A 26232-nucleotide genomic window follows, 5' to 3' on the forward strand; every position below is an offset into this window, starting at 1 on the left:
GGCCCCAAGCATAGCGCAAGAGGGATCAGTTACCCACACAAATTCCTGAAGAGCCAATTTTACAGAGCGGTTGGGAAGGGCGTGGAGGCCGGATGGTCAGGCGATCAGGGCATGGACGATGCGTTTCAGGTGGGAGAGGCTGATGGGCTTCTCAAGCAGCTCGACGACGCGCAGACGGCTGGCCTCGGCCCGCAGGGCGGCGTCGTTGTCGGAGCTGACGAGGATGATGGACACGGAGGGGCTGTAGGCCCGCAGGATGCGGACGAGGTCCCAGCCGGTCACCTCCAGCCCGTGCACGGGGGGAAGGTTCAGGTCGAGGATCGCCACGTCGAACCGCCGATCCTTGACCTTGCGCAACGCCTCCCAGGCATCGGCCGCCGCCTCGACGTCCGACCCCGCCGCGAGCAGCGCCGACCGGACCCCCTCGCGGCTGTGCAGGTCGTCGTCGACGACGAGGATCCGCTTCCGCACGACAGGGGTGTCCCCGCCGGCTTGAAGCGTCGGGCTACGGATTTCTTTCAAGGAGCGGGCGAGCCGCTGCAGTGTCTCTTTCATGGCTCAGGAGAGACAAGCAGGGTCCGTGCCACTGAAGCGGGTTCGAGCCGGCGCGCGGATGTGTCGGCGCTGCCTTGGGTTTTGACGGGGTGTTCTCCGGTGCCTACAGAGGCCGAGGTTCAACCGGGGCTGGCGTTCCTCCAACGTTTACAGGGTCGGCGAGCAGGCAGCGGCTCTGGCCCGTGCCTCCTTCAAGGGGCGCCGCCGGGCAGCTCGCCGGCCAGGACGCCCGCCTTCTCGGCCAGATTGAGCGCACGGGGAAAGTCCTTCTCGGAGAGGGCCACCCTGGCTCGGGAGAGGAAGGTGCGGATCGTCCCCAGCAGCTCGCGGTCCGACGGGGCCAGGCTCGCCGCGTCGAGGCCGGCGATGCGCTCTTCCACCCGGGCGATGCGCGTGTGCGCCTCCCGCATCAGCCGCTGCGCTTCGTCCCCCCTGACCTGGGGGGTGAGCGCTGGCGGGGGGATGCGCTTCTTCGCCGGCCGGTCCTTCGCCGCCGGCGCCTGCGGCGCGGATGCCGGAGCGGGCTGGGCCGCGGGTCCGGCAGCAGGCGGTCGCGGGGCGACGGGCTTGTCCTCGGCGCAACCGCCGGCCAACAGGGTGAGGGCGAGGAGCCGGGCAAGGGGGCGCATCGGGACCTTTCTTCCTCGCGTCGCGGCGGGGCTATCGGAGGGGGAGCCGGATGGTCATCGTGGTCCCCCGTCCGACCTCGGAACGGACGTCGATCGTACCATCGTGCAACTGGATGATGCGATAGACCATGGACAGGCCGATCCCGCTTCCCCCCGGCTTCGTCGAATAGTAGAGGGTGAAGATCTTTTCCAGGTCCGCCTCGGGAATGCCGACGCCCTGGTCGGTGACGGTGATCCTCACGGCGTCCGCCCCGTCCCGGTCGGCCTCGATCGTGACCGTGCCCCCCTCGGGCATGGCCTGACAGGCGTTCTGGAGGATGTTCAGCAGGGCCTGCTGCAGCAGCTCCTCGTCCCCGGGCACGGGCGGCAGATCCGGGGCCACGCGCACGGAGAACGTGATGCCTGCCTTCTCCCATTCGGCGTGCAGCAGCGCGACCAGGCGGCGGAGCAGGGGGTCCGCCGCCAGCGGCTTGATCGTCAATTCCTGCGGGCGAACGAACTTGAGGAACCCCTGGACGACCCGGTCCAGCCGGCGGATCTCGCTCGCCAGGACGTCCAGGCTCTGGCGGACCGGGTCCGGCGCGGCTTGGAGCTGCTCGCGGAGGAGCTCAAGGTGGATCATCATCGCGTTCAGCGGGTTCTTGACCTCGTGGGCGACGCCGGAGGTGAGGCGGCCCAGGGCCGTCAGCTTGGCGGAATAGCTGATCAACGACTGGACGGTCTTGATGGATTCGAGGTCCTTGAAGAGCGCCATCACGCCCATCCCGCGCTGGGCGTCGGCGATGACGAAGACCGAGACGAGGAACTCCTTGGGGCCGTCCGCCGCCGTCACCGAGAGCGTGGCGTTGCGCATGCCGGTCTTGAGCGCGAAGGCCCGGTCCAGCATCGGCAGAAGCTGGTGGTCTTCCGGGAGCACGGCCGCCAGCGGCTGGCCGAGCGCCCGCTCCAACGGCCGTCCCAGGATCGGCTCCGCGGCCCTGTTATAGAAGAGGATGAGGCGCTGCTGGTTGCACAGGAGCAGCCCGTCCTCCAACTGGTCCACCACCTGCTGCAGGGGGGCCTGTGCGCCCATCTGCGTCAGTCGGTCGGAGTGCAGCTCCTGGCCGAGGAGCTGGAGCTGCGCGGCCAACTCGCCGACCTCGTCGCCCCGCACCAGGTCTTCGCTGAGCGCGAACTCGCCGCGGCGCAAGCGGCCCATCTCCTGCGTCAACCGGCGGATCGGCTTCAAGGCGAGGTGCGCCAGCCCCATGGCGACGAGCCAGGCCAGCGGCAGGGTCAGGCCGGCGATCGCCAGGCTGCGCGTCAGCGACGCGTTCAGCTCGCGCCGCAGGAGGCCCGTGGCGAGCCCCAGGCGGACGGAGCCGAAGGGCGCCCCGTTCAGGCTCAGGGGCAGGGCGGTCTCGTAGAGCCGGCCGGGCTCGTAGAGGGCGCGCACGCGCTGCCAGGGGGTGAGGTCGAGGAGACCGTCGAGCCTCGGCCGCTCCGGCGCGACCGAGCCCTCCTTCTCGCGCTCGCTGTGGAGCAGCACCGTGCCCGCGCGGTCCGCGACCAGCGCATAGACGAGGTGGGGAGAGTAACCGATGCTGGCCTCGAGAAGGTTCCGGAGCTCCGCGTCCTTGCGCAGGGCGTGGCCGGGGTCGGCTGACCCGCCGCGGGCGAGGACGTGGCCGGTCTGGGCGTAGAGCTGCTTGGCGACCAGCTCCGCCTGCTGGAGCGCGTCCTGCACGACGACGCGGGTGAGGTGGAAGACGTGCAGGATCGAGGTCGCGGCCACCAGCATCACGGTCAGGAGCGTGATGGCCAGGGTTTCTCTGGCTCTAAGACCGAGGCGCATCCCCGCCGCCGTAGCGATGGAGTTTGTTGTGGAGGGTCTTGAGGCTGATGCCGAGGATCTCGGCGGCTCTGGTCTTGTTGTGGCGGGTGGAGGCGAGCGTCCGGAGGATGAGTTGCTTCTCCGCCTCCTCGACCGTCGTGCCCACCGGCAGGGCGAGGACGTCGCCGGAGGGCCGCTCGGGCTCCCGCGCCGCCGGCAGCGTCAGGTGCCGCGCGGCGAGCGCCCCGTCCTCGCAGGCGATGGCGCCCCGCTCGATGACGTTGCGCAGCTCGCGGACGTTGCCCGGCCAGCCGTGGTCCCTGAGCAGGGCGAGCGCCTCCTCCTCGGCCCCCGCGATCCGCTTGCCGTACTTCACGTTGAGCTCCTCCAGAAAGGCCCGGACGAGGAGCGGGATGTCCTCCTTCCGCTCGCGCAGGGGCGGCAGGGTCAGGGTGAAGACGTTGAGCCGGTAGAACAGGTCCTCCCGGAAGGCGCCCTCGCGCAGCGCCTTCTCCGGGTCCTTGTTCGTGGCCGCGACCACCCGCGCGTCCACCTTGAACTCCGTCTTCCCGCCCAGGCGGCGAACCGTGCCGTCCTGGATGATCCGCAGGAACTTGGCCTGGGTGCCCGGGCTCATCTCGGCGATCTCGTCCAGGAAGATCGTGCCGGTGTGGGCCAGCTCGAAGCAGCCGGCGCGCCGGTCCAGCGCGCCGGTGAAGGCGCCCCGTTCGTGGCCGAAGATCTCGCTCTCCAGGAGCGTCTCGGGGATCGCCGAGCAGTTGATCGCGACGAAGGGCCCCTGGGCCCGGGGAGACAGGTCATGCAGCGTCCGGGCGACGAGCTCCTTGCCGGTGCCGCTCTCGCCGAGGATCAGGACGGGGGCCGGCGTCGGGGCGGCCAGCTCGATGAGCCGGTAGAGCTCCTTCATGGGCCGGCTCGTGCCGACCAGCCGGCCCAGGCCCCACAGCTCCTTCACCCGCCGGCGCAGGAGGGCGACCTCGCGGAGCGCCTCGCCCTTCTCCACCGCCTTCTCGACGAGCACCTTGAGGCGGGCCGTGTCGAGCGGCTTCGTCAGGTAGTCGTAGGCGCCCTGCTTCATGGCCGCGACGGCCGTATCGATCGTGCCCTGGCCGGTGAGGATGATGACGCTGGAGAAGGCGAGCTCCTCCTGCAGGGCGGCGAGCAGGCCCAGCCCGTCCAGCCGGGGCATCACCAAGTCGGTGATCACGACCGACGGACGGACCGCGAGCGCCCGCTCCAGCGCCTCCTGCCCGTCCGCCGCCTCCTCGACCTCGTAGCCCCAGCCGGCCAGGAGGGTCGCTAGCCCCTTGCGCGAGGCGGCCTGGTCCTCCGCCACCAGGATGCGATGTGCCATAGATGAGCCTGCGCTCCGCGGGGAATCGTAAGGCCGAAGCCTACTCCTCCCGCCTCGCAAAAGGCAATCCGCGGCGCGCGCGCGTCTTGACGGGATCGGGCGAGTATGCTCTCCTGTGCCACGTGGAGGGGGAACAGGGAGGCAGCCGAACGATGCCGACGACGACGCAACTGGTGATCAGGGAAGTCAGCAAGCCCGGCGTGCTCGCGCAGGTCGCCGCGATCCTGGCCGAGGCCGGGGTCAACATCAAGGCCTTTTCGGCGCCGGAGGTGTCCGGGCACGGCAACCTCCGGATCATCGTGGCCGACCTGGAGCGGGCCAGGACCGCGCTCAAGTCCGCCAGGGTGCGATTTCGGGAGGAGCCGGCGCTGATCCTGAGCCTGCACAACCGGCCCGGGGCCCTGAGTGAGGTCGTGGACCACCTCAAGCGGGCCAGGATCAACATCAAGTGCGGCTACTGCACACCCTCCCGGGAGGGGAAGCGGGCCATCGTCGTGCTGACCGTCTCGAACACCCAACGGGCGTTGGATCTGCTGCGGGGCGAATCCCTGGATGAATTTTGAGCGCCGCCTCGGGCTCTGCGCGGCCCTCGCCCTCTGGGCCGCCGCCGCCCTGCTGACCGCCTGCTCCGGCTCGCCCCGGCGCGGCGAGTATCCCCTCGGCTACATGGAGCGGGGCACGGCTTCCTGGTACGGCCCCGGGTTTCACGGCAAGCGGACCGCCAACGGCGAGCGCTTCGACATGCATGGGCTCACCGCCGCCCATCGCACCCTCCCCATGGGGTCCGTCGTCCAGGTGCGATCCTTGAGCACGGGCCGGGCGGTGACCGTCCGGATCAACGACCGGGGCCCCTTCGCCCGGGGACGGATCCTTGACCTTTCTCACGAGGCGGCGAAGAGCCTCGGCATGACCGGGCCGGGGACCGACCAGGTCGAGTTGCGGGTGGTGGGCTATGAAGGCCGACCCGGGGCGCTGGGCTACCTGCGGGTCCAGGTCGCCTCCTTCGCGGACGAGGAAAACGCCAGGACGCTCGCCGGCCGGTTGCGCGGGCAGTACCCCGACGTGCGAATCCAGACCGTGGAGCTGCCCTCCGGCCGGCGCTATCGGGTCCTGGTCGGGCAGTTCGCCGCCGAGAGCCGGGCCCAGGCCGTGGCGGACCGGATCGGAGCTCAATTCGACGTAGAGCCACTGGTTCTCCGAGACGACACGTGAGATGATTTATCGCAAGTGGTTGATAGCGTTGAGAAATTATGCCGGCCTGTTGCCCGGTGACTTCCCCCTGTGGTAAAGAAAGAGCCTCATGGATGACGGTGGCCCGATAGGTTTCTATCTGCCAGCCGCGCTGCACCGCTTCCGTCCGCTTCGGCCGTCCGGGATCGCCGGAGGCCCGGGGGGCCCGGCGAGCCGACCGTTCCCTGCCCCTTCCACCCACTGCTGATTCACGCCCATGGACCTCCTGGTACTGGCGTTCCTGATCTTTTTGTCGGCCGTCATCTCGGCCGGGGAGATCGGGTTTTTCTCCGTGAACGAAACGAGGCTCCGGGCCCTGGCCGACGCGGGGAGCCGGCGCGCCGCCCTGGCGCTCCACCTGCGCGGCAACCCGCAGCGGCTCCTGTCCACGATCATGATCGCGGACAACCTGGTCAACATCGGGGCCGCCTCCTTCGCGACGATCCTGACCATCCGGGTCTTCGGGTCGGAAGCCGTCGCGATCGCGACCGGCGTGCTCACCTTCATGATGCTCGTGTTCAGCGACATCGTGCCGAAGACGCTGGCTGCCCAGCACTCGGTCTCGGTCGTGCTCGCCATGGCCTACCCCCTCTACTGGATCGAGATCCTGCTCAAGCCGGTGCTGCTGATCCTCGAGCCGGCGATCGACAAGATCACCGGGGGCAAGGGCCTGACCGTGCCCTTCGTGACGGAGGAGGAGCTCAAGATCATGCTCGACGTCGGGGGCAAGGCCGGGGTGATCGAGACCGAAGAGGTCAAGATGATCAAAAACGTCTTCCAGCTCAACGACATCACGGCGGAAGACGCGATGACGCCCAGGATCTACATGTTCACGCTCGACGGCAACCTGCGGCTCAAGGAGGCCCAGGAAGCGCTCTTCACGTCCAAGTATTCGCGCATCCCCGTCTACGAGGGCACCCAGGACAACGTCACGGGGATCCTCTACAAGACCAGGGCGCTCATGGAGCTGGCCCAGGGGCGTTGCGACCAGCGGCTCAAGGAGATCGCTAACCCGCCGCTCTTCGTCCCGCGCAGCAAGCCGGCCGACGACCTGATGAAGCAGTTTCAACTCGAGAAGCGCCACATGGCGGTCGTGGTGAACGAGTTCGGGGGGATCATGGGGCTCGTCACCCTGGAGGACCTGCTGGAGGAGGTCGTCGGGGAAATCATGGACGAGACCGACATCACCGAGGAGCTGATCAAGCGCATCGGCAAAAATCAGATCCTCGTTCACGGCCGGACCGAGGTGCGGAAGATCAACGAGTTCCTCAAGGTCAACCTGGGCGACGATGCGAACACGATCAGCGGGCTGATCCAGGAGGAGCTGGGCCGGATCCCTGTCGTCGGGGAGGAAGTCCGCATCGGGGTCTGCCGGCTCATCGTCCACGAGGCCGACCCCAAGTCCATCAAGAGCGTGCAGATCGTCAAGGAGGAGAAAGCCGGGACGCCGGCCGATTCCATCGCCGTCGGCTCGTCCCGCTGACCCCGCCGCAGGTTCCCCCGCGTCACGCCCGTCCGATCAGCTCCGCGAAGGCGGCCTCGTCGAGGACCGTCACGCCGAGGCGCTGCGCCTCCTTGAGCTTCGAGCCGGGGTCCGCGCCGGCGACCACGTAGTGGGTCTTCTTGCTCACGCTGGAGGCGACCCGGCCGCCGCGTTCCTCGACCAGCCGCGCGGCCTCGTCCCTGGTGAGGCGGGCGAGGCCGCCGGTGAAGACGAAGATCTTCCCCTCCAACGGACGGGGGCCCCCGCCCGTTCCCGGCCCCGTGACCGTCAGGCCCAGCTCCAAGAGCCGGGCGATGACCCGCCGGTTCCGTTCCTCGCGGAAGTAGGACTCGAGGCTGCCGGCGATCTCCGGGCCGATCTCGTGGACCGCCTCCAGCGCCGCCCGATCGGCCGCCATGATCGCCTCCAGCGTCCCGAACCGCCGCGCCAGCACCTTGGCGATGTGCTCGCCGACCTGCCGGATCCCCAGGCCCACCAGGAACCGCTCCAAGGTCGTCTTCTTGCTGCGCTCGATCGCCGCCATCAGAAGGCTCGCCGACTTCTCGGCGAAGCCGTCGAGGCCCAGGACCTGCTCCTTCGTCAGGGCGTAGAGGTCCGAGAGGTCCTTCACGAGGCCGCGGTCCACGAGCTGGGCGACGGTCTTGCGCCCCAATCCGTCGATGTTCAGCGCGTGCTTGGAGGCCAGGTGCTCCAGCGCGCCCTTGATCTGCGCCGGGCAGACGGCTTGGCCCGTGCAGTAGAAGTAGGCTCCCTCGCGCGCGACGGCCGAGCCGCAGACGGGGCAACGCTCTGGGACCCGGACCGGCTCCGCCCGCCGCTCGCCGGGGACGGGCACGCGCTCGGCGATGGCCGGGATCACGTCGCCGGCCCGCTCGACCTTGACCCGGTCGCCGACGCGGATATCCTTGCGCGCCACCTCGTCCGCGTTGTGCAGCGTGGCCCGGCTGATCGTGACCCCGCCGACCTCGACGGGCGTGAGCAGGGCCAGCGGCGTCAGGGTGCCGGTGCGGCCGACGGAGAACACGATGTCCTGGACCTGCGTGATCTCCTTGCGCGGGGTGAACTTGAAGGCGACGGCCCAGCGCGGGCTGCGGGATTTGGTGCCGAGTGCGGCCTGCCAGTCGGCCCGGTCCACCTTGACGACGACCCCGTCGATCTCGAAGGGCAGCGCGTCACGGCGGGCTTCCATGTCCGCGTGGAAGGCGAGGACCTCCTCGATCGAGGCACAGCGGGCCCGCTGCGTCGGCGCGGGCAGTCCCCACCGGGCCAGGGCCTCCAGCTCCTCCCAGTGCGTGGGCGGCGGCGGGCCGGACAGCCCCATGATCTCGTAGCAGGTCAGGACCAGGGGGCGCTCGGCCGTGATCCGCGAATCGAGCTGGCGGAGCGAGCCCGCCGCGGCGTTGCGGGGGTTGGCGAAGGCCTCGTCGCCGCGCTCGGTCATCCGTCGGTTCAAGGCCTGGAAGTCCGCCAGGCGCATGTAGACCTCCCCGCGCACGACCAGGCGGTCCGGCGGCCGCTCGTTCCCGCGGAGCGTCAGCGGCAGCGCCTTGATCGTCCGCAGGTTGACCGTGACGTCCTCGCCGGTGACGCCGTCGCCGCGGGTGGCGCCCCGGACGAACCGCCCCCGCTCGTAGAGGAGCTCCACGGACAGGCCGTCGTACTTGGGCTCGGCGGTGTAGGCGACCGCCGCGACGCCGAGCTCGCGCTTCATCCGCCGGTCGAAGGCGCGGACCTCCTCCGGGTCGAGGATCGAGTCGAGGCTGAGCATGGGCCGCTCGTGCGGCACCTTGGCGAGCTCGTCGAGCGGCGGCGCGCCGACCCGCTGCGTCGGCGAGTCCGGCGTGACCAGGTCGGGGTGCGCGGCCTCCAGGTCCGACAGCTCCCGGAAGAGCCTGTCGTACTCCGAGTCGGCGATCTCCGGCCGGTCCTTCACGTAGTAGAGGTAGTCGTGCCGGCGGATCTCGGTCCGCAGGGCCTCGATCCGCTCCCGGGCCTCCTCGCGGGATCGATGTGGGCTTGGCGTGGACATGGGGTGTACGGCGTCGTCGGCGATCAGCGGTCGGTGATCGGGTTCCGGAAGAGGACGGTTCCTCGCGTCACCCTGACGACCGACGACGAGCGGTCCTCATTCCCGGAGATAGCGTGCCGCATAGCTTCGGATTTCGCGGCCGTTCAGCACATGGAACCGGCGCAGCCGGTCCACGGTCTGGCCGGAGAAGCGGCCGAGGGGGATCGGCACGAGGCGTCGGCCGAACCGGCGCGCGATCCGACGCCACTCGGCGCGCGGCGGCACGGGGGTGACCAGGACGATGTGTCGGTCCTGCGAATGGAGCGCCGCGCCGGCGATCAGGCGCGCTTCGAGCGTGCGCGCGAAGTCGAGGCTCGGGTCCCGCCAGATGTCGGGGATGAGGCGGGGGGGAAAGAGAAAGAGCGCCCCGCCGTACGAGGATTGCGCGATGCCCGGCCCGACGAGCTGGTCGAGAAAGGGGGTGGCGTAGAAGCAGAGCGTGGACTCCTCGTCATGCTCCGCGTACCAGGTGGCCTGCCAAGTGTACCGTTGCGGGTCCGCCGGCGTGTCGAAAAGAAAGACGACGGCCTCCACCCGGCCCCTCGCCGGAGGCAGCTCCTTCACGTGGAGCTCCAGCCGACTTCGGGGGTCTGCGCGGTCGTCCGCAGACGGCTTGGGTCTCGAAGATGCGAGAGAGCGTCTCAGCGTTTCACGCAGATCAATGCCATCCTTCAAGGATGAAATGAACTTTTCCGTCCGGGCGAGGTCTGCGCCGAGGAGTGCCTGGGCCTGCTCGCGGACGTGTCGGGTGAAGCTCTCGATGCGTCGGTCCTCCGGGGGCCAGGAGCACTGCTGGAAGGGATTCCATTGGAGCCCCCAGCGGCGGCTCCTGGTCCTGGGGGGAGTCGGCACGAGGGGCAGCGAGCGCCACGTGAGCGGTGGGCCCTGGAGCCGGTTCTTGGCCTCGACGACCTCGCCGCCGGGCAGCTCGATCCTCCCGATGCCCGCCGACAGGGTCAGCTCCGGCCGGTCGTCCGGCTGGAAGGCATAGCGTTTGGCGGTCTCCAGGAGCGTGACGGCGAATTCATCGCCCGCCATCTGCTTGGCGGCGAGGACGAGGCTGTAGAGGTCCGGCGTGAGCCGGCGGTTCAGCAGGGCGAGGTTCCTCACGTACTGCAGGTATCGCTGGAGCAGGGGCGGGGTCACCCAATTCGGGGCCGATCGCGCCTCCGCCTCTCTCCGGCTCAGCCAGAGGGCCCTGGCCTCCAGCAGCAACTCCTTGATGCCGTCCACCGAGAGGTGCCGGTCGGAGCGGACCTCGGCCCGGCGGCGCTCGTAGAGCTCCGTGATGAAGGGCAGCTCGCCGAGGACGAAATAGAGCGTGCCGGGGGAGACGGGGTGGACCGACGGCCGGCCGACCGGCCGCTCGGGCGGCTCGTAGGCCCGGCGCTCGCGATAGGCCTCGCGAAGCCAGGGCCAGTCCGCGAGCGGGCAGAGGTAGAGGATGGATTCGTACTCCAGCTCCAGCTCATGGAGCCGGAAAGCCGTCCAGGCGATGCGCGCCGCCTGCTGACCGTCCGGGGCCGGGGGGGGCAGGGCGGGGACCATGGCGGCGGCAAAGGCGGCGGGCGATACGCGCTTGAGCGCGTAGGGGTCCGGCGCGGCGAGGGGGGCCGGCTCGAAGACCCGCACCTCGCGGTCCACGTAGGCGCGCGCGATCCCCTCTCCCATGGCCACGCGGATTCCCATGATGACGGCCTGGCAGGGGTCCACGGGCGCGAAGCTCACGACCGGCGCGCCGTCCCGGTCCGGCTCGGGAATCGTGACCAGGCTGATCGCCGGCAGGCGCGCCACCGCCGCCTCCAGCTCCTGCTCGAGGGAGGGGGGCAACGGCAGGGCCAGGCAGTCGCAGGGTCGGCCGATCAGGGCCTCGCGGACTTCCTGCGCCACGTCGCCGCTGCCGTGCAGGATCGGGAGGACCCGAATGCGGGGCGAGAGGGTGAAGACGGCGTCGGCGGCGGATGTCATGGGGTGTGAGTCGGTCGGTCCTCAGTACGCTCGCGCGGTCGGTCGGCCCGACCGCCGCGACCCGCGTGCCTTGCGCGCGGGTCACCGGTCCGGGTGCAGCGGGTCGTCGCCCTCGAAGAAAAAGTCGCCCAGGCCCCGCGGCAGGGGCTGGGCGCCGAGCGCCCGCTTGCGCCGGCGGGCCAGCCCCTCCAGGTCGAGCGCCTCCTCGCCGAGCACCTTGATCAGCGCCTCCCGCCAGGCCTCGTCCTTGGCCAGGGGATGGGCCGGGTCCTGGGCGAGCCGCTTGAGCGCGTACTGCAGGAGGTGGATGCCGTCGCGCACGGAGAACTCCAGGGCGAGCTGATGGGCCTCCTGCAGGAAGTCCACCGTCAAGGCCAGCAGGTCCGCCGGCGCGAAGGGCAGGTGGTAGCGGAGGATCGCCAGCTCGTCGGCCCGGTTCGGGAAGCCGAGCGACAGCGTCGGCTGGAGCCGGGACAGGATGTAGTCGGGCACCTCGTAGGTCGAGGCGTCCTCGTTCATCGTGACGGCGCACCGGAAGTCCGGGTGGGCCTTGACCTGGACCCCGGCGACGACGGACTCGACGAAGCGCCGGTGGTCCAGGAGCGGGGCGAGCGACGCCCAGCTCTTCTCGTTCATCCGGTTCCCCTCGTCGAGGAGGCAGATGCCGCCGGCCAGCATCGCCGACACGAGGGGGGAGGCGTGGTAGGTGATCGCCCCGGACTCGGCCAGCACCGGGGTGATCAGCAGGTCCTCGGGCCTCGTGTCCGCGGTGCACTGGTAGATGTAGAGCGGCTGCTTGCGCTCGCGGGCCGCGGCCATCGCCAGGGTGGTCTTGCCGATGCCGGGGGGGCCCGTGACCCGGGGGGAGAGGGGCAGGTCCCGCTCGTCCACCACCAGCCAGCAGGCGAGGAGCTGCGTGAGGGACTCCCGCGCCCCGATCCACTCCTGGTCGGACTCGACCGGGTGGGACAGGTGCAGGGTGACGCCGTCGACCTTGACGTTGCGGTTGGAGCGGGAAATCGGTCGCTCTCCCAATCTGTGCCGGGGACGCCGCCGGCCGCATCCGCAGCGGGCCGTCGACGCAGAAACCCTAACACAGCCGGGGGGAGGGGGTCAAACCGACGGGAGGGCCGTTCGGCGCGCCCCCGGCCCTCTTTCGCTTTGACTTTCGTCCGGTCGGGCTCTATCCTGAGGACGACTCGCTGGCGCGACCGCTCGCGGCGTCCCGTCCTGTCGGACGCGAGGGTCCGTCGGGCCGGTGTCCACCGACACAGAGGAGGCGAGACCGATGATCCGAAGCGTCAACAGGCTCCATCTCGTGGCGGCCTGCCTGGCCGGAGCCGTCTTGTCCGGCTGCGTGATGCAGGAGAAATACGAGGCGGAAAAGACGCGGGCCCTCAATTTCCAGCGGCTCCTGGCCCAGGAGGAGAAGCGGACGGGCGAGATGGAGGTGGAGCTCAAGCGCCTCAAGAAGGAGACGGCCGATCTGGAGTCGAAGAACAAGGAGCTATCCGCGCAGCTCCAGGCGGTGCGCGAACAGTTGGCCCGCGTCCAGGAGGAAGCGGCGCTGTTGCGCGAGGCCGCGGCCCAGCGCGAGCGGGAGCGCGAGGAGGCCCCCGCCCCCGTCGCTCGGAAGCAGCCCAAGAAGTCCGTGAAGCCGGATCGTACCCTGATCCCCGCCCCCGAGATGCCGGGCCTGACCGACCAACCGGAGCCGCTGCTGGCCCCGCCACCGACGGAGGCGGCGAGGACGGAGCGCGGCGCGCCCGTGTACCATGAGGTGCGGCCGGGCGAGACCCTCTTTCGGATCGGCCGGCTCTACGGGGTCGGGGTGGACAAGATCAAGCAGTGGAACCACCTCTCGGACGACCTGATCGAGGTGGGGCAGCGGCTGGTGGTGGGCTATCAATAAGGACGGTCTCGCGTGACCGGTCGCAGGACGGATGGGCAAGGCGACCTATTCACTGAGCTTCGAGGAGTTCCGCGCGCTCGCGTCGCAGGGCAACCTGATCCCGCTCTATCGCGAGATCATGGCCGACCTCGAGACGCCGGTCTCGGCGTTCCGCAAGATCGACCATGGGCCCTCCGCCTACCTGCTGGAAAGCGTCGAGGGCGGGGAGAGCTGGGCGCGGTACTCGTTCCTCGGCAGCGGCGCGCCGCTGACGATCCACGAGGAGGGGGGCGCGCTCATCGTCACGTCCGGCGGCCGGAAGCGGCGGACGGTCTTGAAGGCCGGGCCCGGCGACGACCCCCTGACGCAGATCGAGCGCCTGATGGCCGCCTACCGGCCCGTGGCGGTGCCCGGACTGCCGCGGTTCGTCGGGGGCGCGGTCGGCTACCTCGCCTACGACGTCGTCCGGCACTTTGAAGACCTGCCCGCGCGCCGCAAGGACGGCCTGGGCCTTCCCGAGCTCGCCTTCCTGCTCACCGAAACCCTCCTGATCTTCGACACCGTCGCGCAGAAGATCAAGGTCGTGGCCAACGCCCACCTGCGGTCCGACCGGAAGGCGGACGTGGCCGAAGCCTATGCCGAAGCGACCGGCCGGATCGAGCGCATGATCGCCCGCCTGCGCCGCCCGCTGCGCCCGCACCGGGCCCGGGGGCGGCGGACGACGCCGGCCTTCGCCTCCAACATGAGCCGGTCCGACTTCGAGAAGATGGTGATGCGGACGAAGGAGTACATCCGTGCGGGCGACATCGTCCAGGCGGTGGTCTCCCAGCGGTGGGAGGCGCGCATCCAGGCCCCGCCCTTCGAGATCTACCGGGCCCTGCGGGTGATCAACCCCTCGCCCTACATGTATTATCTCAGGGTGGCGGGCGTGGAGCTGGTCGGATCCTCGCCCGAGACGCTGGTCCGGTGCGAGGACGGCCGCGTGTCCGTCCGGCCGATCGCCGGCACGAGGCGGCGCGGGGCGACGGAAGACCAGGACCGCGCGCTGGAGCGGGAGCTGCTGGCCGACGAGAAGGAACGGGCCGAGCACGTGATGCTCGTGGACCTCGGCCGCAACGACGTCGGGCGCATCGCCAAGACCGGCACGGTCCGGGTGGACCGCCTGATGGAAGTCGAGCGCTACTCCCACGTCATGCACATCGTGTCCCAGGTGCACGGCGACCTCGCCCCCGGCCGGTCGGCCTACGACGTCATGCGGGCCTGCTTCCCCGCGGGCACGGTGTCCGGCGCGCCCAAGATCCGGGCGATGGAGATCATCGAGGAGCTGGAGCCCACGCGGCGGGGCCCCTACGCCGGGGCGGTCGGCTACTTCAGCTTCTCGGGCAACCTGGACACCTGCATCAATATCCGGACCATCGTCATCAAGGGCCGGCAGGCCTACATCCAGGCGGGGGCGGGGATCGTCGCCGACTCCGAGCCGGAACGCGAGTACGAGGAAACCTGCAACAAGGCACGGGCCATGATGCGGGCCATCGAGCTCGCGGAGCGTGGCCTGGAGTGAGACCGGGCGGTCGGCCCTCGGCCGTCGGCATTCCGCACACGGCCGAATGCCGGGGGGCCGAGGGTGGCAGCCGAACGCTGACGGCCGAGGGCGTCTTTATGCTGTTGATGATCGACAACTACGACTCCTTCACCTACAACCTCGTCCAGTATCTGGGCGAGCTGGGGGAGGAGGTCCGGGTCTACCGGAACGACCGGATCACGGTCGAGCAGATCGAGGAGCTCGGGCCGCGCCGGCTCGTGATCTCCCCGGGCCCCTGCACCCCGCGGGAAGCGGGCGTCTCGGTCGAGGCCATCCGGCGCTTCGCCGGCCGGATTCCGCTGCTCGGCGTCTGCCTGGGCCATCAGTCGCTCGCCGTCGCTTTCGGCGGCGAGGTCGTCCGGGCGGACCGGCTGATGCACGGCAAGACCTCCATGATCCACCATGACGGCAAGACCCTCTTCCACGGGCTGCCGAACCCCTTCGAGGCCACCCGCTACCATTCGCTCCTGGTGCGCCGCGACAACCTGCCGGACTGTCTGGAGGTGACGGCCGAGACGGCGGAGGGCGAGATCATGGGCCTGCGCCACCGCAGCCTGGGCGTGGAGGGCGTCCAGTTCCACCCGGAGTCCATCCTCACCCGCGTCGGCATGGACCTGCTCAGGAATTTCCTGAAACTGTAATTGTCGGAGCGGTCCGCGGTCGGTTTCCGTGGGGACCCTCCTGGAACGGAAGGCCGACCGCCGAGACCGAGGACTTTCTTCCATGATCAAGGACGCCATCGCCAAGCTGGCCGACCGCACGGACCTCTCGGAGAAGGAGGCCGAGGAGGTCATGGCCGAGATCATGGAGGGCGCGGCCACGCCGGCCCAGATCGCGGCCTACCTGATGGGGCTGCGGATCAAGGGCGAGACGGTGGACGAGATCGCGGGCTCGGCCCTGGCCATGCGGGCGAAGGCGGTCCGGATCAGGGCGGCCGATCCCTTGATCGTGGACACCTGCGGCACCGGGGGTGACCGGGCCAACACCTTCAACATCTCGACGACCGCGGCCTTCGTGGTGGCGGGGAGCGGGCTCACGGTCGCCAAGCACGGGAACCGATCCGTCTCGTCCCGATCGGGCAGCGCCGACGTGCTCGCCGCGCTGGGGGTCCGGATCGAGCTGCCGCCGGAGCGCGTCGCCGACTGTCTGAACGAGGTGGGCATCGGCTTTCTCTTCGCCCCGCGGTTCCACGGCGCCATGCGCCATTGCGCCGCGCCGCGGCAGGAGATGGGCATCCGCACGCTGCTGAACCTCCTCGGCCCCCTGACCAACCCGGCCGGCGCGACGATCCAGGTGCTCGGCGTCTTCGCGCCGGACCTGACCGAGCTGATGGCCAAGGTCCTGGTCCGGCTCGGCGCGCGGCGCGGCTTCGTCGTGCACGGCCTGGACGGGCTGGACGAGATCACGCTGACCGACCGGACCCGCGTCTCCGAGGCCAAGGGTGGGGTCGTGTCCACCTACTACGTCGAGCCGGCGGATTTCGGGCTGGAGCGGGTCCGGCTGCGCGAGCTCACCGGAGGAGACGTGGAGGAGAACGCCCGCATCACGACGGACATCCTGCGGGGGCACCGGGGACCGAAACGCGACGTGGTGTGCATGAACGCGGCGCCGGCCCTGGTGGCGGGGGGACGGGCCGGGACCCTGCGCGAGGGGTTCGAGCTGGCGGGGCGGATCATTGACGGTGGGGCCGCGATGGAGAAGTTGGAGCGGCTCGTGGCGTTCACGAACCGGTAGCGAGGCGTACAAGGGACCCGTGATGCGTGAGAGGGCGCAAGCGGGGGAATGCAGGGCCGGCGCATGATCCTGGACCGGATCGTCGAACATAAAAAGGCCGAGGTCCGGCATAAGCGGAGCCGCGGCTACCTGGCCGAGCTCAAGGCCATGGCCTGCGACCGCCCGCCGCCGCTGCCCTTCGCGCTGGCCCTGGAGGCTTCCCGGACCGCGTCCGCCCCCGCCTTGATCGCGGAGGTCAAGAAGGCCTCGCCCAGCGTCGGGCTCATGAGGCCGGAGTTCGCCGAGCGCTTCGATCCGGTCGCGATCGCGGAGACCTACAGAGACCACGGCGCCACCGCCCTCTCGGTGCTCACCGACACGGACTTCTTCCGGGGGAGCCTGGACTACCTGCGGGCCGTGAAGGAGAAGGTCGGCCTGCCGACCCTGAACAAAGAGTTCATGGTCCACGAGGTGCAATTCCACGAGGCGCTGGCCTACGGGGCCGACGCGGTGTTGCTCATCGTCGCGGCGCTTGCACGGCGGCAGCTCACGGACTTTTTCGCGCTCGCCCGCGAGCTGGCGCTGGACGCGCTCGTCGAGGTGCACGACGAGCGGGAGCTGGACACCGTGCTGGAGTGGCTGCCCGAGGCCCGGCTGATCGGCATCAACAACCGCGACCTCAAGACCTTCTCGACGGACCTGGGCGTGACCTTCCGGCTGGCCAAGCGGATTCCGTCCGGCAAGGTCCTCGTGAGCGAGAGCGGCATCCACGAGCGGGACGACGTGCGGCGGCTGAGCGAAGCCGGCATCCACGCGATGCTCGTCGGCGAGGCCCTGGTGAAGGCTCCCGACATCGGCGCCAAGGTGCGGGAGCTGCTGGGGACGGACCGGCGGGGGGGCGCGGCGTGATCGTCGGCGTCGACCATATCCTCGTCGCGGTGGAGGACCTCGACCGCGCGAGGGAGGGCTATCGTCGGCTGGGGTTCGCGGTGGTGCCGGGCGGCGAGCATCCGGACGTCGGCACGCACAACGCGCTCGTGCCCCTCGCGGACGGGGCGTACCTGGAGCTCATCGCGGTCCGGAAACCGGAGCTGGCGCGGGAATTTCCCTTCGGCCGGCAGGTGCTGGAGGCGCTGGACGGGCCGAACCGCCTGGCGGGGTTCGCCCTCGAGAGCGACGACATGGCCGCCGACGTGGGGGCGGGCCGCGCGCGCGGGCTCGCGATCGCCAAGGCGCCCCCGGGCGGGCGCGTCCGGCCGGACGGCCGGCGGGTGTCCTGGCGGACGGCGCACCCGGAGCACCCGCGCATCCCCTTCCTCATCCAGGACGAGACGCCGCGCGAGCTGCGCGTGCCGCCGCCGACCGACGGACTCGGCCGCGCGGCCCGCGTCGCCTGGCTGGAGGTGGGCGCGGCGGACCTGCAGCCGACCATCACGGCCTACATGCAGTTGCTGGGCGAGCGGCCGGTGGACGGGAAGTTCGCGCTCACGCGCGGCGGGGTCCGCCTCTCCCAGAGCCTCGCCCAGGACGGGGTGCAGATGGTCGCGTTCTTCGCCGACGACCTGCCGGGGCTGGCCGACGCCTGGAAGGCGGCCGCCGTGCCCTTCTACGACGAGACGATCCGTGGCATCGGCCGCGTGCTGGTCCCGAGGGAGACGGGCGGCGCGCGGTTCAGTTTCTGCCAGCGGCCGGAGTAGCCGGCGCCGCGACGATGGAATCCTACACGCCCGGCCACAGCGAGGTCGCGATCCGCTACATGCGGCGGCGCCATGCGGCCCGCGACGCCGCCTTCCTCCTCCCGCGGCTCCGGCCCGGCATGAGTCTGCTGGACTGCGGCTGCGGGCCGGGCACGATCACCGTCGGCTTGGCGCGGGCCGTCGCCCCCGGCGCGGTGGTCGCCGTCGATCTCGAAGCAAGCCAGGTCGAGCTGGCGGCGAAAGCCGCCGCGGAGCTGGGGCTCGCCGGCATGACGGCCAGGACGGCCAGCGTGTACCGGCTGCCCTTCCCCGACGGCTCCTTCGACGTCGTGTTCTCGCACGCCCTCTTCGAGCACCTGAGCGAGCCGGCGGCCGCGCTCGAAGAGATCCGGCGCGTCCTGAAGCCGGGCGGGATCGCGGCCCTCGCGAGCCCCGACTGGTCGGGCAACCTCATGGCCCCGCGCGACCCCGACGCCGAGCGCGCGGTCGAGCTGTACAAGGCGGTCCAGGAGCGGAACGGCGGCAACCCCTATGTCGGCCGGGAGCTCCGGAGCCTGCTGGCGGACGCCGGGTTCACGGGGATTGCGCTGACCGCCCTCTACGACTGTTACGAGGACGTGCCGCTGGCCGCCGAGCTCCTGGCCGAGCGCATCGAGCAGGAGGTGGGCCGGCAGACGGTCGCCGGCCCCGGGTTCGGCCGGGCCGAGGTCGGCGACCTCTGTCGCGCGCTGAGACGGTGGGCCCGGCAGCCGGCCGTCCTCTTCGCCCAGGCCTTCGTCGAGGCGATCGGGTACAAGGCGCCGTGAACGCGACCAGGGTCAAGATCTGCGGGATCACGAACGAGGAGGACGCCCGGGCCGCGGTGGAGGCCGGGGCCGACGCGTTGGGGTTCGTCTTCTACCGGGAAAGCCTGCGCCGCGTGGAGCCGGCGGTGGTCGAACGCATCGTCGCCGGCCTGCCCCCCTTCGTCCTGCCGGTCGGGGTCTTCGTCAACGAGGAGGTGCAGCGGGTGCGCCGGGTGATGGACGACTGCGGGCTCGTCCTGGCGCAGCTCCACGGCGACGAGACCGCCGCCTACTGCGAGGCGCTCGGCCGGCCGGTCCTCCTGGCCGTCCGCCTGCGGAGCCGGGGCGACTTCCTGGCCCTGGCGGAATATCGGGGCCGCGCCCGGGTGCGGGGGTTCGTGGTGGATGCGCACGCCGACGGCGCCTACGGCGGGACGGGCCGGACGGCGGATTGGGACCTGGCGGCGGAGGCGGCCAAGGCGGCGCAGGTCCTCCTGGCCGGCGGACTCACCCCCGAGAACGTCGGCGAGGCGATCGCGCGCGTCGGGCCCTACGGAGTTGACGTGAGCAGCGGCGTCGAGAGCCGTCCCGGAAAAAAGGACCACGACAAGATTCGTGCGTTCATGACCGCCGTCCGGCTTGCCAGGCACGCGCCCTAGGGCTATACTGCCACGGTCAACGCTGCGTCCCTCCGGAGAGTCCATGTCGTCCTTGCCCGATGCCACCGGCCGGTTCGGCGCCTACGGGGGCCGCTACGTCCCCGAGACGCTCATGCCCGCGATCCTGGAGCTGGAGCAGGCCTACCGGGACGCCCGCCGGGACCGCCGCTTCCAGACCGAATTCAACGCCTACCTGGCCCGCTACGTCGGCCGGCCGACGCCGCTGTACTTCGCGGAGCGGCTCACCCGCCGTCTGGGCGGGGCGCGGATCTACCTCAAGCGCGAGGACCTCTGCCACACCGGCGCGCACAAGATCAACAACTCGATCGGCCAGGCGCTCCTGGCCCGCCGCATGCGCAAGACGCGCGTGATCGCCGAGACCGGCGCGGGCCAGCACGGCGTGGCCACGGCGACCGCCGCCGCCATGTTCGGCCTGGCCTGCGAGATCTACATGGGGACGGAGGACATGCAGCGCCAGGCGCTGAACGTCTTCCGTATGCGCCTGCTCGGCGCGACGGTCACGGGCGTGGACGCGGGGAGCCGGACGCTCAAGGACGCGATCAACGAGGCGATGCGCGACTGGACGACCAACGTCCGCACGACGAACTACATCCTCGGCTCCGTGCTCGGGCCCCATCCCTACCCGATGATGATCCGCGACTTCCAGTCTGTGATCGGGCGGGAGGCGCGCCGCCAGTGTCTCTCGGCCGAGGGCCGCCTGCCGGACTACCTCGTCGCCTGCGTCGGTGGCGGGAGCAACTCGATCGGGCTCTTCCACGCCTTCCTCGAGGACCGCCGCGTGCAGATGGTCGGCGTGGAGGCCGGGGGGCTCGGCGTCGCGAGCGGCAAGCACGCGGCCCGGTTCGCGGGCGGCCGGCCCGGCGTGCTGCACGGCACGATGACCTATCTCCTGCAGGACGGGGCCGGGCAGGTGAGCCTGACGCACTCCGTCTCGGCGGGCCTGGACTACGCGGCGGTCGGGCCGGAGCACAGTTACTACCACGACGAGGCGCGGATCCGGTACACCCACGCGACCGACGAGGAGGCGCTGGCCGCCTTCGACCTGCTCGCGCGCGAGGAGGGGATCATGCCCGCGCTGGAGAGCGCCCACGCCGTCGCCGAGGTCGTCAAGCTCGCGCCGAGGCTGAAAAAGACCCAGGTCGTCCTCGTGAACCTCTCCGGGCGCGGCGACAAGGACGTGCAGCAGGTGGCGCGGATCAAGGGTGTGACCCTCTGAGGGGAGCGGTGTTGCGTCGCGAGCGGTCGGTGGTGAGCGTGCGCGCATGAAGAGAGTGTCGCCCCGGCGTTCAACGCGACAAACTCAAAAGCCTCGGCCGGCGCCCGCGTCCTGCGCGCCGGGCCGGATTGACGCGACGTTCGACCGGCTGAGGGCGAGGGGCGAGAAGGCGCTCATCACCTACGTCATGGCCGGCGATCCCTCGCTCCAGGAGACGGAGACGCTGGTCCTCGAGCTGGAGAAGGCCGGGGCGGACCTGATCGAGCTCGGCGTGCCCTTCTCCGACCCCATCGCCGACGGGCCGGTGATCCAGCAGGCCGCGGACCGGGCCCTGCGCAGCGGCACGACATTGCGCCGGGTTCTCGACCTGGTCGAGCGGCTCCGCCGCCGGACGCAGATTCCCCTGGTCCTGATGGCCTACTACAACACGGTCCACGCGATGGGGCCGGAGGCCTTCTGCCGGCGGGCCGTCGAGGCCGGGGTGGACGGCCTGATCGTGCCGGACATGCCGCCGGAGGAGGCGGGGCCGCTGGCGGCCGCGAGCGAGGCCCACGGGGGCCCGGCGCTCATCTATCTGCTGGCCCCTACCAGCACGGCGGCGCGGCGGTCGGCCGTCGCCACGCGCTCGCGCGGGTTCCTCTACTATGTCTCGCTGACCGGCATCACCGGCGCCAAGCTGAACGACCTCGACGATGTGAAACGCAACGTGGACCGGATCAGGCGCGTCGCGGACCTGCCCGTCGCCGTCGGGTTCGGCATCGCCACCCCGGAGGAGGCGGCCCGGGTGTCGCGGCTCGCGGACGGGGTCATCGTCGGCAGCGCCATCGTCAAGCAGGTGGCGGAGCATCAGCAGGGGCCGGAGCTGGCCGCGCGGGTCGGCCGGTTCGTCGGCTCGTTGAAGCGGGCCATGACCGCCGCCGCGGCGCCGGCCTCCTGAGCCGGGCGCGGCGCTCGCACGGGAGCGCGATGTCCAGATCGCGGCCGGCGCGGAACTGCAGCGCCCCCCATCCGGCGCGACTCAAGGGGCCGGTCGCCGGCAACGGGACGCCGAAGCCGGCGGCGGGACCGTCGCGCCGACCGGCCGGATCCTCCTTCCTCTCGATCTCCGAGCGGTTCCAGCAGGGCCTCCAGGACCTCATCACCCACGCCGTGAGCGCCGGCCGTTCCCCCGAGGGTCTGGCCAGGGGCTTCCTGCGCCTCCTGCTGGAGGCGACCGGCGTGCGGGGCGCGGCGGTCTATCTTCAGGACGAGCAGACGAAGGCGATGCCGTGCGCGGCGGCGAGGGGGCGCGCGGACGGCCGCGCCTCGACGGAAGGGGTGGGCCTCCTGGCGCGGGCGGTGCGGCAGGGGCGCATCCAGTCCTCCGGCGACCTGCTGGCCTGTCCGATCAAACGAGCCAAGCGGCTCGAGGGGGCCCTGGTGCTGGAGGGGCTGCCGCGGGACAAGCGGGCGCAGGCGGCCGTCGCCGGGCTGGTCGGGTTCGCCGCCCCGCGGTTCGCCGTGGCCGTCGCCCATGTCCGCCTCGCTGCCAAGTACGCGCAGAAGGTCGAGCGGATCGGCCGGTTGGAGCAGGTCAGCCGCCTCCTGAACTCCTCCCTCGACGCGGGGGAAGTCCTCCGGCAGGCGGTGGAAACCGCGGTCGGTCTGGTGGGCGCCGAGGCCGGGCTGCTCTCCCTCGTGCAGGAGGGCAGCGGGGACCTGCTGATCGAGGTGGCGGTGGGGCTGATCGGCGAGCCGCCGGGCGAGCCCAAGCCGCGGCCGCGCGACTGCCACGCGGCGATCGCGGCGAGGACCGGCGAGCCGATCATGGTCCAGGATGCGACCGAGGATCCCCGGCTCGACCGCGAGGTGGAGCGGTTACGGGGTGTGCCGACGCGCGCCCTGCTCGTGGTGCCGGTCCGCTCGAAGGACCGGACGCTCGGGGTGATGGAGGCGTTGAACCGGCGGGACGGCCGCCCCTTCAGCCGGTGGGACCTCACTGAGTTCGCCAGCCTCGCCGACCAGGTGGCGATCGCCCTGGACAACGCCCGCCTCTTCAAGGGCCACCAGCAGAAGATCGAGCGCCTCACGAAGCTGCAGGAGATCAGCGCCGTCCTGAACTCCAGCCTCAACCAGGCCGAGATCAGGACCCGCGCCATCGAGGGCGCGACCCTGCTGATGGACGCGGAGGTCGGCTCCCTGCTGCTGCTGGACGAGGCCACCCAGGAGCTCTACTTCGACGTCGCGCTCGGCAAGAAGGGCGAGGTGGTCAAGCAGATCCGCCTGAAGGTCGGCCAGGGCATTGCCGGCTACGTGGCCATGACCGGCGAGCCGGTCATCATCAACGACTGCTGGAGCGACCCGCGGTTCAACCGGGAGGCCGACATCAAGACCGGCTTCCGGACCCGCAATATGGTCTGCGTGCCGGTCAAGGCGAAGGACAAGCTGGTCGGCGTGCTCCAGGCCATCAACAAGCGCGGCGCCGGTCAGTTCGGCGAGGAGGACCTCCAGGATTTCGTCAGCCTCGGCCACCAGGTCGGCATCGCGATCGAGAACGCCAACCTCTACCAGGAGATCAACCACCTCTTCGAGGGGTTCATCTCGGCCAGCGTGCTCGCGATCGAAAGCCGGGACCCCACCACGAGCGGTCACAGCGGCCGCGTGGCGACGCTCTGCTGCGGGCTCGCGGAGCAGGTCGACCGCCTCGACGCGGGGCCGTTCAAGGACGTCACCTTCACCTTCGACCAGATGAAGGAGATCCGCTACGCGGCGGTCCTGCACGATTTCGGGAAGGTCGGCGTGCGGGAGCACGTCCTCGTCAAGGCCGACAAGCTGCTGCCGGGGGAGCAGGCCCTGCTGCGGGCGCGGTTCGACTTCATCAAGCGGACGATGGAGGCCCAGGCGCTCCGGCGGAAGGTCGAGATCCTGCTGTCGGGCGACCGTGGCGCGACGGCGGCGCTCCTGGCGGAGGTGGACGAGGACCTCGCCCGGAAGGTCGCCGAGACGGACGGGCTGCTGGAGTTCATCCTGGCGTGCAACAAGCCCACCGTCCTGCCGCAGGGCGGGTTCGACCGGCTGCACGAGATCGCCCGGCGGCGCTACGAGCACTTCGACGGCGAGCGCCCCTTCCTGAGCCCGGAGGAGGTGACGACGCTGTCCATTCCCAAGGGCAGCCTCACCGAGGCCGAGCGCAAGGAGATCGAGAGCCACGTCACCCACACCTACCGGTTCCTCTCCGAGATCCCCTGGACGAAGTCGCTCAAGAACATCCCGGACATCGCCTACGGCCACCACGAGAAGCTCGACGGCACCGGCTACCCGCGCCGGGTGGGCGCGCAGGTCATCCCCATCCAGACCCGCATCATGACCGTCAGCGACATCTTCGACGCGCTGACGGCCAAGGACCGCCCCTACAAGGCGGCCGTCCCCATCCCTCAGGCGCTGGACATTCTCAGGGACGAGGCCGGGCGCGGCAAGGTGGACGCCGGGCTGCTCGAGGTGTTCATCGAGGCGGGCGTCTATCGCCTGACCCACCCCGGCACGCCCTGATCCGGCGCTCCCCGGTCAGGGCTTCACGATCATCCCGTCCTGCATGTGGACGACCCGGTCCGCCTGCGCGGAGAGCTTCTCATTGTGGGTGACGATGACGAAGGTGGTGCCGCGGTCGCGGTTGAGCTGGTGGAGGAGGTCGAAGAGGGCCTCGCCGGTGTGGGTGTCGAGGTTGCCGGTGGGCTCGTCGGCTAGCACGAGGTCCGGCCGCTGGACCAGGGCCCGGGCGACGGCGACGCGCTGCTGCTCGCCGCCGGACAGCTCGCCGGGCTTGTGGTGCAGGCGGTGGCCGAGCCCCACGGCCTCCAGGAGCGCCGACGCCTCCGCGCGCGTCTCGGCGGGCGGGCGCTTGCGGATCCGGGCGGGCAGCCAGACGTTCTCCAGGGCCGTGAACTCCGGGAGCAGGTGGTGGAACTGGAAGACGAACCCGATCCGGCGGTTGCGGAACTCGGCGAGCTGGGGCTCGGGGAGGCGGAAGAGGTCCTGGCCCTCGAAGAGCAGCGTTCCGGAGGTCGGCCGGTCGAGCGTGCCGAGGATGTGCAGCAGCGTGCTCTTGCCCGCACCGGAGGCGCCGACGATCGCCACCATCTCGCCGCGCGCGATGTCCAGCCGGATCCCCTTCAGGATCTGCAGGTCCTGCCCGCCCAGGGGGAAGGACTTGGTCAGGTCCACCGTCTGGATCAGCGGCCGGTCAGCCATGGCGCAGGAGGCCGGTCATTCGTAGCGCAGTGCGGCGGCCGGGTCCAGCTTGGCGGCCTGCCAGGACGGGTAGAGCGTGGCCGCGAAGCTGATCAGGACGGCCGAGAACGAGACGAGCAGCACGTCGGTCGCCAGGATGTGCACCGGCACGTGGGAGATGTAATAGACCGTCGGGTCGAAGGTCCAGTACTTCTCGATCAGCCACAGGAACGCGTAGCCGAGCGGCACACCGATCGCCGTGCCGACCAGCCCGATCACCAGCCCGTTCAGCATGAAGATCCGCATGATCCCCCGGCTGGTGGCGCCCATGGCCTTCAGGATCGCGATCTCCCGCTGCTTCTCCGTGACCATCATCGTCAGCGTGCTCACGATGTTGAAGGAGGCGACGATGGTGATGAGCACCAGCAGCAGGAACATCATCGTCTTCTCCAGCTTGAGGGCGGAGAAGAGGTTGCGGTTCATCTGCATCCAGTCGCGGGCCCAGTAGGGGAAGCCCAGCTCGACCTCGATGGCCTGGGCGATCTCGGCCGCCTTGAAGATGTCGTCCACCTTCACTTCGATGCCCGTGATCGTGTCGCCCATGTTGAAGAACTTCTGGGCCTCGCCGAGCGCGATGTAGGCGAGCGAGGAGTCGTACTCGAACATCCCGGACTCGAAGATCGCGACGACCTTGAAGACGCGGATCTTCGGCACCATGCCGATCGCGCTGACCGCGCCGACCGGCGAGACCACGTTCACCTCGTCGCCCTCGAAGGCGCCGAGCCGCAGGGCCAGCTCCTTGCCGAGGACGATGCCGGGCCGGACGGCCGGCGCGGGCTCCTCGCCGCCCCCCTGCGGCGGCGCCGTCGGCGTCGCGGAGGGGACGGGCGTTTCCAACCCGGCGAGGTCGCCGGTCCTGATGTTCTTCCCCAACTCGGTGACCATCACCTCGCGCTTCGGGTCGATCCCGCGCAGCACGATGCCCTGGACGCCGGACCGCGTCGTGAGCAAGACCTGCCGGTAGATGAAGGGGGTGGAGGCCAGGACGTGGGGTACCCGGGTTACCCGCTCGACGACGGGCTCGTAGTCCTGCATGTTCTCCCGCGAGCGGTCGTGGACCACGATGTGCGAGGTCGTGCCCAGGATCTTGGCCTGCAGGTCCTCCTTGAAGCCCGTCATGATCCCGAGCGTGCCGATGAGCGCGGCAACGCCCAGCGTGATGCCGGCCACCGAGACGAAGGTGTTCAGCGAGATGGTCCGCTGGCGCCGCTTGGCGCGCAGGTAGCGCAGGCCGACGTACAGCTCGTAGGGGAGGGGCAC

23 protein-coding genes are annotated in these 26232 nt (G+C 70.5%); 14 read left to right on the plus strand and 9 right to left on the minus strand.

Features of this window, described 5'->3' with window-relative positions; translation table 11 throughout:
* Positions 1–96: 96 nt before the first annotated feature.
* The 4 genes from AC1U7O_RS03525 to AC1U7O_RS03540 all read right to left on the minus strand — a co-directional run bounded on the left by AC1U7O_RS03525 (position 97) and on the right by AC1U7O_RS03540 (position 4372).
* Positions 97–555 carry a response regulator gene (locus AC1U7O_RS03525; protein WP_479893191.1) on the minus strand — a complete coding sequence of 153 codons (459 nt, stop codon included), beginning with the start codon at positions 553–555 and terminating at the stop codon, positions 97–99.
* A 191-nt stretch (positions 556–746) separates the two neighbouring features.
* Complete coding sequence (locus AC1U7O_RS03530; protein WP_479893192.1) at positions 747–1184, minus strand: hypothetical protein; 438 nt, start codon at positions 1182–1184, stop codon at positions 747–749.
* A 31-nt stretch (positions 1185–1215) separates the two neighbouring features.
* The gene (locus AC1U7O_RS03535) at positions 1216–3018 is read right to left on the minus strand and encodes a sensor histidine kinase (RefSeq protein ID WP_479893193.1); all 1803 of its coding nucleotides are present in this window, start codon (positions 3016–3018) and stop codon (positions 1216–1218) included.
* Entirely contained in the window at positions 3002–4372 is a 1371-nt protein-coding gene (locus tag AC1U7O_RS03540) for a sigma-54-dependent transcriptional regulator (RefSeq protein ID WP_479893194.1), read from the minus strand. Before AC1U7O_RS03540 ends, AC1U7O_RS03535 begins: the two co-directional genes overlap by 17 nt.
* 152 nt (positions 4373–4524) lie before the next feature.
* Here AC1U7O_RS03540 and AC1U7O_RS03545 point away from each other — a divergent pair, with 152 nt between their 5' ends.
* The 3 genes from AC1U7O_RS03545 (at position 4525) to AC1U7O_RS03555 (ending at position 7085) form a co-directional block, all read left to right on the plus strand.
* Complete coding sequence (locus AC1U7O_RS03545; RefSeq protein WP_479893195.1) at positions 4525–4935, plus strand: hypothetical protein; 411 nt, start codon at positions 4525–4527, stop codon at positions 4933–4935.
* Positions 4925–5584: a septal ring lytic transglycosylase RlpA family protein gene (locus AC1U7O_RS03550; RefSeq protein ID WP_479893196.1), complete on the plus strand. Its 660-nt coding sequence runs from the start codon at positions 4925–4927 to the stop codon at positions 5582–5584. Before AC1U7O_RS03545 ends, AC1U7O_RS03550 begins: the two co-directional genes overlap by 11 nt.
* Before the next feature lie 235 nt (positions 5585–5819).
* Complete coding sequence (locus AC1U7O_RS03555) at positions 5820–7085, plus strand: hemolysin family protein (protein ID WP_479893197.1); 1266 nt, start codon at positions 5820–5822, stop codon at positions 7083–7085.
* Positions 7086–7107: 22 nt separating this feature from the next.
* Here AC1U7O_RS03555 and ligA read toward each other — a convergent pair whose 3' ends face one another.
* The 3 genes from ligA to AC1U7O_RS03570 all read right to left on the minus strand — a co-directional run bounded on the left by ligA (position 7108) and on the right by AC1U7O_RS03570 (position 12177).
* A complete protein-coding gene (ligA, locus tag AC1U7O_RS03560) occupies positions 7108–9135 on the minus strand; it encodes an NAD-dependent DNA ligase LigA (RefSeq protein WP_479893198.1) in 2028 nt (675 codons plus the stop codon).
* Positions 9136–9231: 96 nt separating this feature from the next.
* The gene (locus AC1U7O_RS03565) at positions 9232–11142 is read right to left on the minus strand and encodes a hypothetical protein (protein ID WP_479893199.1); all 1911 of its coding nucleotides are present in this window, start codon (positions 11140–11142) and stop codon (positions 9232–9234) included.
* A gap of 81 nt (positions 11143–11223) precedes the next feature.
* Positions 11224–12177, minus strand: a complete 954-nt coding sequence (locus AC1U7O_RS03570) for an AAA family ATPase (RefSeq protein WP_479893200.1) — start codon at positions 12175–12177, stop codon at positions 11224–11226.
* 253 nt (positions 12178–12430) lie between these two features.
* On the opposite strand from AC1U7O_RS03570, the gene AC1U7O_RS03575 reads away from it, so the two are divergent.
* The 11 genes from AC1U7O_RS03575 to AC1U7O_RS03625 all read left to right on the plus strand — a co-directional run bounded on the left by AC1U7O_RS03575 (position 12431) and on the right by AC1U7O_RS03625 (position 24234).
* Positions 12431–13054, plus strand: a complete 624-nt coding sequence (locus AC1U7O_RS03575; RefSeq protein ID WP_479893201.1) for a LysM peptidoglycan-binding domain-containing protein — start codon at positions 12431–12433, stop codon at positions 13052–13054.
* Positions 13055–13085: 31 nt separating this feature from the next.
* On the plus strand, positions 13086–14594 hold the full coding sequence (gene trpE / locus AC1U7O_RS03580) for an anthranilate synthase component I (RefSeq protein ID WP_479893202.1): 1509 nt from the start codon (positions 13086–13088) through the stop codon (positions 14592–14594).
* Positions 14595–14692: 98 nt separating this feature from the next.
* Positions 14693–15256, plus strand: coding sequence for an aminodeoxychorismate/anthranilate synthase component II (gene pabA / locus AC1U7O_RS03585; RefSeq protein WP_479893203.1), 564 nt, complete (start codon positions 14693–14695; stop codon positions 15254–15256).
* Positions 15257–15338: 82 nt separating this feature from the next.
* Positions 15339–16349, plus strand: a complete 1011-nt coding sequence (trpD, locus tag AC1U7O_RS03590; RefSeq protein WP_479893204.1) for an anthranilate phosphoribosyltransferase — start codon at positions 15339–15341, stop codon at positions 16347–16349.
* A 63-nt stretch (positions 16350–16412) separates the two neighbouring features.
* Positions 16413–17237: an indole-3-glycerol phosphate synthase TrpC gene (gene trpC, locus AC1U7O_RS03595; RefSeq protein WP_479893205.1), complete on the plus strand. Its 825-nt coding sequence runs from the start codon at positions 16413–16415 to the stop codon at positions 17235–17237.
* Positions 17234–18025 (plus strand): VOC family protein, encoded by a 792-nt coding sequence (locus AC1U7O_RS03600; protein ID WP_479893206.1) that lies wholly within the window; start codon positions 17234–17236, stop codon positions 18023–18025. Before trpC ends, AC1U7O_RS03600 begins: the two co-directional genes overlap by 4 nt.
* A 14-nt stretch (positions 18026–18039) precedes the next feature.
* On the plus strand, positions 18040–18831 hold the full coding sequence (locus AC1U7O_RS03605; RefSeq protein ID WP_479893207.1) for a class I SAM-dependent methyltransferase: 792 nt from the start codon (positions 18040–18042) through the stop codon (positions 18829–18831).
* A complete protein-coding gene (locus AC1U7O_RS03610) occupies positions 18828–19469 on the plus strand; it encodes a phosphoribosylanthranilate isomerase (protein ID WP_479893208.1) in 642 nt (213 codons plus the stop codon). Before AC1U7O_RS03605 ends, AC1U7O_RS03610 begins: the two co-directional genes overlap by 4 nt.
* Before the next feature lie 43 nt (positions 19470–19512).
* Complete coding sequence (trpB, locus tag AC1U7O_RS03615; protein ID WP_479893209.1) at positions 19513–20706, plus strand: tryptophan synthase subunit beta; 1194 nt, start codon at positions 19513–19515, stop codon at positions 20704–20706.
* A 46-nt stretch (positions 20707–20752) separates the two neighbouring features.
* Positions 20753–21643 (plus strand): tryptophan synthase subunit alpha, encoded by an 891-nt coding sequence (gene trpA / locus AC1U7O_RS03620; RefSeq protein WP_479893210.1) that lies wholly within the window; start codon positions 20753–20755, stop codon positions 21641–21643.
* A 29-nt stretch (positions 21644–21672) separates the two neighbouring features.
* Positions 21673–24234, plus strand: coding sequence for a GAF domain-containing protein (locus AC1U7O_RS03625; RefSeq protein ID WP_479893211.1), 2562 nt, complete (start codon positions 21673–21675; stop codon positions 24232–24234).
* Positions 24235–24249: 15 nt separating this feature from the next.
* Here AC1U7O_RS03625 and AC1U7O_RS03630 read toward each other — a convergent pair whose 3' ends face one another.
* Entirely contained in the window at positions 24250–24933 is a 684-nt protein-coding gene (locus AC1U7O_RS03630) for an ABC transporter ATP-binding protein (protein WP_479893212.1), read from the minus strand.
* Positions 24934–24948: 15 nt separating this feature from the next.
* Positions 24949–26232 (minus strand): lipoprotein-releasing ABC transporter permease subunit, encoded by a 1284-nt coding sequence (locus tag AC1U7O_RS03635; RefSeq protein WP_479893213.1) that lies wholly within the window; start codon positions 26230–26232, stop codon positions 24949–24951.

The organism is Candidatus Nitrospira neuquenensis (genome assembly GCF_979578155.1).